Genomic DNA, 12,273 nt, shown 5'->3' with positions numbered 1-12,273 from the left:
TCTTCAAGGCGTTGTTCAGAGGCTCTTTAACAGCGCCGCGTAGTCCAGAACATGGCGAGCCACCCGCAGCAACGGCTCGCCACTGCTCATCGCCTGCCGGCGCAGGGCGCGGTAAGCGTCCCGTTCGGTGATGCGCCGACGCTGCATCAGCAGCGCTTTGGCCCGACCAATCACGGCGGCGGCGGCCGGGTCGTCGCCGGTCGTCTCCAATTCCTCGCACAGGGCGTGGTATTCCCGATAGCGCGCGGTGGCCACTTTCATCACCTCGCGCACGCGCAACACATCGGTATTGCCGGCCACGTAAGTGCTCACCCCGGCCCGTAAGGCAGCGATCAACAGTGCTTCGGCGTCCTGATCGTGGAACATCGCCATCGGCCGCGGCGTCTCCTGCTGCATCAGTGCCATGCTCTCCAGCGCATCGCGGTCCGGCGCGTCCATGTCGACAAGCACCACATCGGGATTGTTGGCGAGCACCCGCTCGCGAAGACCGGCGGCACTGGTGAGCTTGCAAAGAACGCAATGGCCCTCATCGGTCAGCGCCCGTGCCAGCATCGCCGCGCGAGGCGGCTGATCGTCGACCAGCATGATATTCAGGCTCATAGCAGTGCGTTTCTCGGCCATCGGGAAAACCGAAAAAAGCAACGGCTGTGCCAAATCGGGGAGAGAGCAACTCTTTGATTTAAAAGGCAATCTGAATTGACGCGTTGAAATGGGGCGAAACGGATGCCCCAAGACAGGGCGACACGAAGAGCACCGCGTGTTTCACGCCGCCGCCGACGCGCAAGAGCGCGAAAACCGTGAATTAGTGCCGGTGGGGCTGCCCCGGCCCAGCGTCTGGTGTGTGCCCATAAGGACAAATGCAAACGTTATGCCAACCGGTCAAGGGGCCGAACCATCGCTCTCATCGGGCTGCTCGGCGGGGGCTGGTGGCGCGGAATCCGCGCTCTCCGCCGCGTTATCCTCATTGCCGCCCCGCTCCACGCCCTCCTTTTGCTCAGGTGCGTCATCCTGGTGCGCCGTGTCACGGGCGCTGTCCCGGGCCGGTGGCGAGGTCCGCCGGGCGGCGTCGTTCTCCGGCGCCACACCTTCTTCTTCTGTGTTCTCTTTTCCCGGGCGTTCCCTTTCCAGACTTTCCTTCTCCAGACTTTCCTTCTCCAGACCTTCCTTCTCCAGGCTTTCTTTTCCCGAGCTTTCCTTTCGCGTATTTTCCGGGGCGGCGTTTTTGCGCTCCGCATCGGCGGCCTCGGCACTGCTGTCTTGCGACAAGCGCGCGGGCCCGCGCTCTCTCCGTTCGGCGTTCGCCGATTCGGCGACTTCGAAACGCAGCACGCCGACGATCTGATCGTTGTCGGTGCGCACCTCTACCCGCCAGTGCCCCGCCGGATCGCCGGGGAAATGGCTTTTGTGGGACCAGGTCCGGTAGCCCTCCCGCCGGCCGCCGCTGACCTGCAGCGGCACCTTGTCGGTCAATTCGCCGTCGTGAAACCAGTAATGGCTGACCGACTGCCCGAGCCCCAGCGGCGCGCGAATCGCCGTGTAGGCGTAGAGACCGTCGCCCAGCTCACCGCGCTGGAACCGGTCACCCACGGCCAGCGGCTGCCGCTGAGCCCGGTTGAAATTCAACGACACCGCCCGTTGCTCCAACGACAAAGTGAGCGGCGGCACCAGCGAGGCTGCCCACACCGGCACCGCCGCGATGCACAGCGAAGACAGCCCCAGCATCACCCACCGGTACGCCGGGCGCGGCCCGCCGACCCGCCAAAAGCTGGGCAAGGCGAACAACGCCGTGAGCCAGGCGGCGCCATCCAGAGCCTGATTGGTGGGCCATTTGAAGATCAACGGCAACAGCACCAGCAACGCCACGAACAACGCCCAGGCGTGAAACCCGAAATACAGCGCCCGGTGCCCGGCCAGACGGAAATACAGCGGATCGATGATGCTGACCAGTGCCGTGCCGGCCACCAGGGCGGTAAACAGGAAATACTCCGCGCCACCGGACCACTGCAATACCACGAACGGCAGGCTGAAGAAAAAGGCTTCCTGATGCACCCCCTGCAACAGGAGTTTCAGCGCCCCCTGGGACATCTGCTCCATGGCGGTGCCCTTGAAGCGCCGTGACCAGAGGTTCTCGGTCAACAGGACTAGCCAGGTGGTGATCAGAAACGCGGTCAGCACCGCCGCCAGCCAAGGCTTGCGTTCGACCATGAAATAACTGGCCAGACCCAGGCAGAAACTGCCCACCGCCCAAAGATGCCGAAACCGGAATACCCACTGATTAATGCGATCAAGCCAGCGCGTTTTCATCAAGCGCCTGTACCTCCCGGGCCAGAAATCCACCGTGCCGCCGCGCACCAATACGCCACGCAACTCATGCCGCCAGCATAGAGAAGCGCCCTCCACGCCACCAGAGACCCGGTTCCGGTTACACAAAGGTATTACATGGCTCAGCCGAATGGTGGGGTGCCGGATGCTGGACGCTGGACGCCGGACGCCGGACGCCAGACGCCGGACGCTTAACATTGAGGCGGCGAAGCTTCGCGGCAGTGCGGGCGACGCTTGCGTAGCCGCAATGCTTTCCGTTCCGGGTTTTGATCTTAGCGTCTGGCGTCTGGCGTCTGGCGTCTGGCGTCCGGCGTCCGGCGGCCGGCGTCCGGCGTCCGGCGTCCGGCGGCCGGCGTCCGGCGTCCGGCGTCCGGCGGCCGGCGTCCGGCGTCCGGCGTCCGGCGGCCGGCGTCCGGCGTCCGGCGTCCGGCGTCCGGCGTCCGGCGTCCGGCGCCCAGCCAAACGAGGGAAGTTCCGGCGAGCAACTCCCCGGTGCACCACACAAACAAAAACGGCTCGGTGTCAGGGGGAGCCGCTCTGGAAGATCGCTAAAGGGGCAGGATTGACTCGCGGCTTTGCCGCTCGGGGCTGCGCCCCGTCGCCTGCGGCGACGCCCTGCGCCGGCCTGCGGCCGGCTTGTCGAACGGGGGGTCTGCTGAACAACTCCCCGGTGCACCACACAAACAAAAACGGCCCGGTGTCAGGGGGAGCCGCTCTGGAAGATCGCTAAAGGGGCAGGATTGACTCGCGGCTTCGCCGCTCGGGGCTGCGCCCCGTCGCCTGCGGCGACGCCCTGCGCCGGCCTGCGGCCGGCTTGTCGAACGGGGGGTCTGCTGAACAACTCCCCGGTGCACCACACAAACAAAAACGGCTCGGTGTCAGGGGGAGCCGCTCTGGAAGATCGCTAAAGGGGCAGGATTGACTCGCGGCTTTGCCGCTCGGGGCTGCGCCCCGTCGCCTGCGGCGACGCCCTGCGCCGGCCTGCGGCCGGCTTGTCGAACGGAGGTTCTGCTGAACAACTCCCCGGTGCACCACACAAACAAAAACGGCCCCCTATGGGAGCCGTTTTTGTTTGTGTGGTGCACCGGGCAGGATTCGAACCTGCGACCCTCTGGTTCGTAGCCAGATACTCTATCCAACTGAGCTACCGGTGCGGAAATCGTCTTTCGCGGGTGGCCGCGAGAGGCTGCGCATTATTCCCAATGGGCCTCGGCGAGTCAAGCCGAGGGTGGTGAATTATTGCGCGATCAGTCCTCTTCGGTCTGCATTTGTTTCTGAAGGTAGTTTTCCAGGCCCACTTTGTCGATCAGGTCGAGCTGGGTCTCCAGCCAATCGATGTGCTCTTCCTCGGATTCCAGGATGCGCCGGAACAGGTCGCGGCTGACGTAATCCTGAACCGATTCGCAGTGCGCCATGGCTTCACGGAGATCGGGGACCGCCGCCAGTTCCAGTTTGAGGTCGCAGCCGAGCATCTCTTTGGTGTTCTCGCCCACCATCAGTTTGCCCAGGTCCTGCAGGTTGGGGAGGCCTTCGAGGAACAGGATCCGTTCGATCAGCATGTCGGCATGCTTCATTTCGTCGATGGACTCGTGGTATTCCTTTTCGTACAGCGCGTGGAGCCCCCAATCCTTATACATCTTGGCGTGCAGAAAATACTGATTGATCGCTACCAGTTCGTTGCCCAATACCCGGTTCAGGTATTCGATGACTTTCTTGTCGCCTTTCATGGGGGAGTCTCCGTGCCGGGGTGTGATGGCGCCCATTGTTCAGGAATCACCCTGCTCCGACAAGGGATAACAAGAAAAAAATTCAGTAAATACAAGCAGTTATATAAATGATAATCACTCTTTACGAGATCACGGGGGCGCGGTCACGGACACAGGGAGCCAACCCCTGGCCAGGTAAAAAAGGATATTGGGGATCACATACGAAATCGCGGCTGGTTCCAGGGTGCCATGGGGCACCGGGACTCAGCCGCGATCAAGAGGGAGAAGCGGTTTCTAGGCCGTCTGAGGCCAGTACTGAACCGCTTCGCCAAGAGAGGAAGAGAAAGAGGTCGCTGGCATTGCGCTACGGGTCTCACGCAATACCTGGCGGGCATGCCGGGCACATTTGGCACACTGACTGCCAACCCCAAGTTCCCGACGAAGATCACGCAGGCTCTCGCAACCGTTCTCGGCTGCTTCCCGTATGTGACTATCAGTGATGCCGTTGCAAAGACAAACGTACATGGCTACGCCTACTCCTCAGTCTCTGGAAAAGAGCGTAACCCTAATGCGAATTGTTATCAACATCTTTTATTGGCCGGAGATTCGGCCTGACCGGGCTGCGCGGCCGAATACGAAAACGCCCCCGAGTCGGGGGCGTTTTCACAGGCTGCTGCGTTCACACCGTCAGTTGCTGGTGCTCTCGCTGCTGGCCGGGGCTTTGGCGGGCGCACGCTTGGCGGCACTGCTCTTACGCGGCGCCTTTCGAGTGGCGGCCTTGCGCGCCGGCGCTTTTTTTACGCTGGAACGGGCCGCGCCGCTTTTGCTCTTGGCCGCGCTTTTCTTGGCCGTTGCCTTTCGGGCGGCGGCTTTGCGCGGGGTGCTCTTCGCCTTGGTGGCCTTCTTGGCACCGGCTTTACGAGCGGTGGTTGTGCGGGCGGCCTTTTTCTTAGCCGCTTTTTTGTTGCTGGCGGTCTTCGCCGTGGCGGCTTTTTTCGCCTTACTGGCTAAGCGCTTGGCTTTTTGCTCGGCCTTTTTTTGTTCGGCCTTGGCTTTTTTCGCCAGCTTGCGTTCGTACTCGCGCATCTTGGTGGTCAGGTTACGCTGAGCGGTACGCAGCTTTTTCTTCTCACGGGCAACCACTTTCTTGGCCGCCTGGATTTCAGCGCGGACCAGTTTGCCTTCGCCGCGAGTATCCTGAAGTTTAAGCCGCTGGGTGTTCATGCGACCCTTGGCACCATCCACGGCGCGTTTGGCGGCGGCGGTGCCCCCGCCTTTCGCCTTGTCGCGTTTCGCGCTGAGCTCGGTGCGCAGCTTACCAAGCTTGGCGGTTTCCGCGTCGGTCTTCTTCTTGTGGCGGTCCAGTTTGACCTGCGCCTGGTCTACTTTTTTCTCCGCCTGGGTTACCGCTTTCTCCTGAAGCTTGAACTTGCTTTCAGCGTTGGTAACCGATTTCGGGAGAGCCGGTGCCTTAACGGTGGTTTTCTTTCTCGCTGCCGTTTTCTTTTTCGCAGCGGCTTTCTTTGCTCGAGCCATGATTGATCTCCTGATCTATGACGTCATTTTTCTGCGACAGTCGGAAAGTAGCATAAAAAAAAATCACTTGGTACATTATTTAACCAGGAGATTGTTCTTTTCAGTAAAAAAATAAAACCTCTCAGCTTTTTTCCGCCAAACAGTAACAGCCCGAGGCGCCGACCAGACGCCCACGGCGGTATCACCGTGGTACTTTTTCTGTCACATCCGAAGCAAACCAGCCTGCCTTGCAAACCCGTTCGGTGACTCAACGCGAACCGGTTTGGGCCTGTTATAGAAGCATCAGGGCATCTGGAGCCGGTCCGCGGAGCAGTGACGACCGGGCAGCCATGAGGAGAAAGCTTTCGATTATCGTCGCCCGAACCTTGCGAAGGTTCCGCGGACCGCGCGCGCTTTCAAAGGGGGCGGCAACGACGGCGACCCGCTGTTGCCGATAGAGGCATCCTCAGGGGGAAGCCTGTCAGAGAAGGTGGGGGCGCAGGATCTCGGCGAGGGCGTCGAGATGGACCGGCTGATCGTTGAGGGCCGGAATGTATTCAAAACGCTCGCCGCCGGCGGCAAGAAACAGCTCCCGGTTTTCGCTGTTGATCTCTTCCAGCGTTTCCAGGCAGTCGGCGGAAAAGCCCGGGCAAACCACCTGCACCGAACGCACACCGTCGGCCGCCCATTGCTGCAAGGTCTTATCGGTGTACGGGTTCAACCATTCCTGAGGCCCGAAGCGCGATTGAAACGTCATCGCCCACTCATGCGCGGGCAACTCGAGAGCGTCGATAACGGCGTCGGCGCTGAGCCGGCAACGCTCGCCGTAGCGGTCACCGCGATTCTCATAGGACACCGGGATACCGTGGAAGGAAAACAGCAGCTTTTCCGCATCACCGTGCCGCTCACGATAGTCACGAATGCTGCCGGCAACCGCCTGCTGCCAGGCCGGGTGTTGCCAGTAGTCCTTGATCAGGCTGACCGAGGGCACTTCCCGGCGGCCGGTCATCCAGCGGGCCAGAGCGTCCGCCACCGAGCCGGTGGTGGAGCCGGAGTACTGAGGGTAAAGCGGCAGAATCACCAGCCGCTCATGGCCGTCGGCGACCAGTTCGTCAAGCACCGTCTCGAAACCCGGATGGCCGTAACTCATGGCGTAGCGCACGGTCACGCCCAAGCGCTCACCAACGCCAACGGCCTGGCTCTCGGAGATCAGGCGAATGGGCGAATCCTTCTCCCAAATGCTGGCGTAAAGCTTCGCGACCCGGCGTGGGCGCAACGGCAGGATCACCAGGCGCAGCACGAAGTACCAGATCAGACGGGGCGTCTCCACGACCCGGGGGTCGGCGAGAAACTGTTTCAGGTAACGCCGTACCGCCGAGGTGGTCGGCGCATCCGGGGTGCCCAGATTCACCAGAATAACGGCGGTTTTTTGGTCAGACATGGCTAGCCTCGTCTCGGAGCGGGAGATAAACCGGTCGGCGATGAATAATAAGGGAGAGGGAGGCGGTGAGCACCCTATGCATGGCATAGGGCAAAACAACGGGTCGCGGACGGCGGTTCAGGAGACAGGCGAAAGCGCTACCGCGCTTTGCATACCTGAATCCTGATGCCCGTGTTCGAAGGCGGTTATCGGGAGCCTTTAAGAGCCGCCATGATGCGCTGACGGATGTCGTCGACGCTGCCGACACCGGCAACGCGCACATATCGGGGGGCATTGGCTTCGCCACCCTTGGCCAGACCCTGATAGAAATCCACCAGAGGACGGGTCTGTTCCTGATAGACCTGCAGGCGTTTGCGCACGGTCTCTTCTTTATCGTCGTCGCGCTGCACCAGGGCTTCACCGGTCTGGTCGTCCTTGCCCTCTTGCTTGGGCGGATTGTAGACGGTGTGGTAGATCCGGCCGGACGCGGGATGAACCCGGCGCCCGCTGAGGCGCTCGATGATTTCTTCGTCATCGACATCGATTTCCACCACGAAGTCGATGTTCACACCCCGTTCCACCAGGGCCTGGGCCTGGGGAATGGTGCGGGGGAAGCCATCGAACAGAAAGCCGTTTTTGCAGTCGTCCTGGGCAATGCGTTCCTTGACCAGGCCGAGAATAATCTCGTCGGAGACCAACCCGCCGGCGTCCATGACTTTTTTTGCTTCCAGGCCGAGGGGGGTGCCCTCTTTCACCGCGGCGCGCAGCATATCGCCAGTGGAAATCTGGGGAATGGAAAATTCTTCCTTTATGAACTGCGCCTGGGTGCCCTTACCCGCACCGGGCGCGCCAAGCAGGATGACACGCATAGGAATCTCCAAAATTTGCCGCCAACGGGAGACAAGCGCCTCCCCCAAAGGGGGGGAACTTTACCGTGCGGGTGGGCCCGGTACAAGTGGGCCTTGGCGGGCGGCGCCCAGTCGGTTAGCGGTTTTCAATGGTCACCGAGGCGGCGGGAGAGCCGTCCGGGTTGATTGGCACCGCGTCACTGCGCAGCCCCGCCTCGGCCACGCTGGAGCCGGGCGCCGGGGTATAGCGGGCGGCGGCCCGCACCGTGTCCGGGTCGTCCGGATAGGGTTGCAGCCAATCCTGGGGACGCAGCGCCACGGTGGTGGGGAACGTCTCCACCAGCATCCGGCGCGCGGCCAGTGGTTGGCCACCGCCGCCTTCGCGTTGCAGAAACACGAACAGCGTGCCACCCGCGGGCACGTCGGTGGCGCTGACGCGCACGCGCAGATCGTCGAAGCGCCGGGAGCTGGCCATCTGCTGCTCGGCACGCGCCAGCCCCTGACGGATCAGGTCGCCGGCTTCACCTTCACCGTGGCGGGCCAGCAGAGCCCGCCAGGAATCGGCGGCCAATTGATAGCGATGCGCTTCGCCGGCGGCCATCGCCTGCAGCATCCAGGCACCATCGTGGTCGGGGTTGGCGTCGAGCACCGTCTGGATCTGCGCCTGGGCGGGGTCGGTCAGCCGCCCCTGGGCCTGCTCGATCATGCCGCGCGCCAGCAGCAGGCGCGCCGAGGGATTGTCCGGCGCCAGCCGCACGGCGCGGCCCGCGGCCTCCTGCACCTGCGCCGGCGCGCCGAGCTGATCGTAGAGCAGCCCCAGGGTATACCAGCCGGGCGCGCTCTGATGATCGCGCACCAGCCGCGCCTGCAGCACCCGGGCCAGCGGACCGGCGGCGATGTTCTGGTCCTGTTCGCCGGGCGCTTCGCCGCGAATCACCCGATCCGCCACGTCCGCGTAGCGATGCTGATCGGCGATCCAATCACGGGTCTGTGGGTGATAACCCAGGGTCAGGTAACCGAGCGCCGCCAGTGCCACCACCAACACTGGCAACGCCAGGCCACTCCAGGAAACGCTGTCCGGATCAGCGGCGCGGCTTTCTTGCCGCCAGAGCAGAAAACAGACCGCCACGGCGACCAGCAGCACCAGCCCCAGGCCGATAAACAGGTTCATCGCTCCTCCTCCCGATCCGCGCGCCGGCTGGCGCGCACCATCAGCACCACGATCGCCAGGCCACCGCCGAGCAGCAGCAGCCCCGGCCCCAGCCAGAGCACCACGGTCCGCGCGTTGAGCGGCGGCCGGTAACTGACAAAATCGCCGTACCGATCCACGAAATACTGCACGATTTCTTCATCGCTGCGCCCATCGCGGAGCATTCGCGCCACGCGCTCACGCATGTCGCGGGCGATGCCGGCGTCGGAATCGGCGATGCTCTGGTTCTGGCATTTCGGGCAGCGCAGCTCTTCGGTAAGCCGGTGGAAGCGGTCCTGCTGGGCATCGCTGTCAAACGGATAGACATCGATGGCGGCCAGCGCCGGCAAGGCGAACGCCAGCAGCAGCAATACGGCGAAACAACGTTTCATGGCACCGTCTCCGCATTCTGCTGGCCGGCCTTTTCCAGCACCGGGGCGAATTTCTCCTGCCAGACGCGCTCGTTCATATCGCCCACCTGACGCAGCACGATTTCGCCCTGGGGATTGATCAGAAAGGTTTCGGGGGCGCCGTAAACACCCAGATCCAGACCCAGTTGGCCGTCCTTGTCGACGATCACTTCAGTGAACGGGTTGCCCAGCTCCGCCAGGTAGTCCCGGGCCGCGGGGTCTTCGTCTTTATAGTTCAGGCCGACAATCGGCACGCCCCGCGCCGCCAGTTCCAGCAGATACGGATGTTCGATGTGGCAGGTGGGGCACCAGGTCGCCCATACGTTCAGCAGTTGCCAGCGGCCGGTGAGGTCTTGATTGCTCAAAGTACGTTCACTGACCAGCGAAGGCAGCGAAAAGTCGGGCACCGGTTTACCGGCCAGGGCCGATGGCAACAGCTCTGGATCGCGGCCCAGACCGCTGGCGAGCAGGATCGCCAGCGCCACGAAGGCGATCAGCGGCAGGAATATCCACAGCGAGGCGCCCCGCTGGCCGGGGCGGCGGGCGTTACAGCGCATCGGCGGTGCCTCCCAGTTTCTTGCGGTAACGGGGATCGGACAGCGCCAACGCGCCCCCCAGGGCCATGATCAGTGCCGCCAGCCAGATCCAGCGCACCATCGGCTTGTAATAAATGCGCACCGCCCAGGCGTCACCGCCGAGCGGTTCACCCAGCGCCACGTAGAGATCGCGCATCAGGCGGCCATCAATGGCGGCTTCGGTCATCACCTGACCGCCGGCGCGGTAGGTGCGCTTCTCCGGGTTCATTTCGGTGACCGCCTCGCCGTCGCGGCTGACCAGAAAGTGGCCGCGCCGGGCGTCGAAGTTGGGGCCTTTATAAGCACTCAGGGTGTCGAACTCGAACCGGTAACCGCCGACCTCGGCGCTGTCGCCAGGCGCCATGCGCACGTCGCGCTCGACTTCGTGGAAACTGACCACGGTGACCCCCGCTATCAAAACCGCCAGGCCGCAATGCGCCAGCACCATGCCGTAGTAGGCACGGCCCAGCTTGCGTAAACCGGCACCCAGGCCGCGGTTATAGGAAAGCGCCCGGCGCACGATATCATCCAGATGGGCGAACACCAGGAACAGCGCCAGCATGACGGCCAGCGTGCCAACCCAGGGCATGTCCCCGGGCAGGCGCGCGGCGAAGAATCCGACCACCAGCGCCACCGGTGCCAGCCACACCAGGCGCCGCACCAGCGGATGGCCGGCCTGGCGCTTCCAGTTGCTGAACATCCCGGGCACCATGACCACGATCAGCGCCAGCGCCAACGGTACGAAAAAGGCGTTGAAGTAAGGGCTGCGGATCGAGATTTTCACATCCAGCGCTTCGCCAAGCAGCGGAAACAGGGTTCCCAGCAGCACCACGAAGGTGGCGGTCAACAGAAGCAGGTTATTGCCGAGCAGAAACGATTCCCGCGAGAGCATCTTAAAACCGCCCTCGCCTTTCAGGCGCCCGGCCCGCGAGGCAAACAGCGTCAGCGCGCCACCGGCCACCACCACCAGAAAAACAAGAATAAAGGCGCCCCGGCTGGGATCGTTGGCGAAGGCGTGCACCGAGGTCAGCACCCCGGAGCGCACCAGGAAGGTCCCCAACAGGCTGAGCGAGAAAGCCACGATCGCCAGCAGCACCGTCCAGGCACGAAACAGATTGCGCTTTTCGCTCACCGCCAGCGAATGAATCAACGCGGTGCCGGCCAGCCAGGGCATCAGCGACGCGTTTTCCACCGGGTCCCAGAACCACCAGCCGCCCCAACCCAGCTCGTAATAGGCCCACCAGGACCCAAGCGCGATGCCAACGGTAAGAAAACACCAGGCAACGGTGGTCCAGGGCCGCGCCCAGCGGGCCCACGCCGGGTCCAGATCACCGGCCATCAGGCCGGCGACAGCGAACGCGAACGCCACCGAGAAGCCCACATAGCCCATATAGAGCATGGGCGGGTGGATGATCAGCCCCGGGTCCTGCAGCAGCGGATTAAGATCGGCGCCGTCGATGACGAACCAGGGCAGCGTGCGGTCAAACGGGTTGGAGGTGAACAACATGAAAGCAAGAAAGCCCACCGCGATCATGCCCATCACCGACAACACCCGCACCACCATCGGCAGTGGCACCTTGCGGCTGAACAGCCCGACCAGGGCGCTCCAGCCCCCCAGCATCCAGGCCCACAGCAACAGCGAGCCTTCATGGCCGCCCCAGATCGCCGAGAGTCGGTAACCCAAAGGCAGCTCGGAATTACTGTGATTGGCCACGTAGGTGAGCGAGAAATCGTTGATATAGAAGCTGTAGCCGAGGCAGAGAATGGCCAAGGTCAGAGCCAGCCATTGCAGCCAGGCCAGCGGCCGCGCATAGCGTTGCCAGCCGATAACCTGCCGGTATACCCCGATCAGGGGAAAGATCGCCAGGACCAGGGCCGCCGCCAGGGCTACCCACAGGGAGAGATGTCCGATTTCGGCCGCCACCATTTTCCTCCGGCAGATGTGCGGGCGCATCATCGGCACCTCGGCGCCGCATTGCAAGTCCGCAGTCGTTCACGTATCGCCCTCTATGGGCATGCTGTACTGGCGCCGGGCGTGCGCGCGGGCGCCATTATGCGGCACCCGGCGCGACACTGGATTAAGAAACCGCTGAATCGCACCGGAAAGGCACCCTCGGGCTCGAAAACATGGACATATTTTGAGACGCTTAGCGGTCGTCTCCCGTGACGGCGCTCTGCTAGTATGGAGCCGCTGCGTGACAAAGGGTCATATTTTTGCAGTCAAACAGTCATCAGGCATCCATAGACTTCCCCCCGATAACCGGCGGGTCGTCGGGACACCGTTCTCG

At 63.0% G+C, this 12,273-nt stretch carries 11 protein-coding genes and 1 tRNA gene; all 12 read right to left on the bottom strand.

Going from position 1 to position 12,273, the window contains the following annotated elements; translation table 11 throughout:
• Positions 1–15: 15 nt before the first annotated feature.
• On the bottom strand, positions 16–600 hold the full coding sequence (locus tag CGS25_RS06465; RefSeq protein WP_101674972.1) for an ANTAR domain-containing response regulator: 585 nt from the start codon (positions 598–600) through the stop codon (positions 16–18).
• Between the two features lie 279 nt (positions 601–879).
• Positions 880–2,304: a DUF5924 family protein gene (locus tag CGS25_RS06460; RefSeq protein WP_101674971.1), complete on the bottom strand. Its 1,425-nt coding sequence runs from the start codon at positions 2,302–2,304 to the stop codon at positions 880–882.
• 1,095 nt (positions 2,305–3,399) lie between these two features.
• Positions 3,400–3,476 (bottom strand) — tRNA-Arg (locus CGS25_RS06450).
• A 93-nt stretch (positions 3,477–3,569) separates the two neighbouring features.
• A complete protein-coding gene (gene bfr, locus CGS25_RS06445; RefSeq protein ID WP_089031609.1) occupies positions 3,570–4,049 on the bottom strand; it encodes a bacterioferritin in 480 nt (159 codons plus the stop codon).
• Between the two features lie 273 nt (positions 4,050–4,322).
• Positions 4,323–4,553 (bottom strand): bacterioferritin-associated ferredoxin, encoded by a 231-nt coding sequence (locus tag CGS25_RS06440; RefSeq protein ID WP_101674969.1) that lies wholly within the window; start codon positions 4,551–4,553, stop codon positions 4,323–4,325.
• A 162-nt stretch (positions 4,554–4,715) separates the two neighbouring features.
• Positions 4,716–5,564 carry a hypothetical protein gene (locus CGS25_RS06435; RefSeq protein WP_101674968.1) on the bottom strand — a complete coding sequence of 283 codons (849 nt, stop codon included), beginning with the start codon at positions 5,562–5,564 and terminating at the stop codon, positions 4,716–4,718.
• Positions 5,565–6,024: 460 nt separating this feature from the next.
• Positions 6,025–6,984, bottom strand: a complete 960-nt coding sequence (gene hemH, locus CGS25_RS06430; protein ID WP_101674967.1) for a ferrochelatase — start codon at positions 6,982–6,984, stop codon at positions 6,025–6,027.
• A gap of 185 nt (positions 6,985–7,169) precedes the next feature.
• Positions 7,170–7,832 (bottom strand): adenylate kinase, encoded by a 663-nt coding sequence (gene adk / locus CGS25_RS06425; RefSeq protein ID WP_089031605.1) that lies wholly within the window; start codon positions 7,830–7,832, stop codon positions 7,170–7,172.
• A 115-nt stretch (positions 7,833–7,947) separates the two neighbouring features.
• Positions 7,948–8,982, bottom strand: coding sequence for a tetratricopeptide repeat protein (locus CGS25_RS06420; protein ID WP_101674966.1), 1,035 nt, complete (start codon positions 8,980–8,982; stop codon positions 7,948–7,950).
• A complete protein-coding gene (locus tag CGS25_RS06415; RefSeq protein WP_101674965.1) occupies positions 8,979–9,392 on the bottom strand; it encodes a cytochrome c-type biogenesis protein in 414 nt (137 codons plus the stop codon). The genes CGS25_RS06420 and CGS25_RS06415 overlap by 4 nt, the downstream gene beginning before the upstream one ends.
• Positions 9,389–9,967: a DsbE family thiol:disulfide interchange protein gene (locus CGS25_RS06410; RefSeq protein WP_101674964.1), complete on the bottom strand. Its 579-nt coding sequence runs from the start codon at positions 9,965–9,967 to the stop codon at positions 9,389–9,391. The genes CGS25_RS06415 and CGS25_RS06410 overlap by 4 nt, the downstream gene beginning before the upstream one ends.
• Positions 9,957–11,909, bottom strand: coding sequence for a heme lyase CcmF/NrfE family subunit (locus CGS25_RS06405; protein WP_089034459.1), 1,953 nt, complete (start codon positions 11,907–11,909; stop codon positions 9,957–9,959). The genes CGS25_RS06410 and CGS25_RS06405 overlap by 11 nt, the downstream gene beginning before the upstream one ends.
• Positions 11,910–12,273 lie beyond the last annotated feature (364 nt).

Origin of the sequence: Alloalcanivorax mobilis (genome assembly GCF_002864685.1) — a bacterium.
Lineage (GTDB): Bacteria > Pseudomonadota > Gammaproteobacteria > Pseudomonadales > Alcanivoracaceae > Alloalcanivorax > Alloalcanivorax mobilis.
The sequence above is the reverse complement of the archived record's forward strand: the minus strand, read 5'-3'. Positions and strand labels throughout refer to the sequence as shown.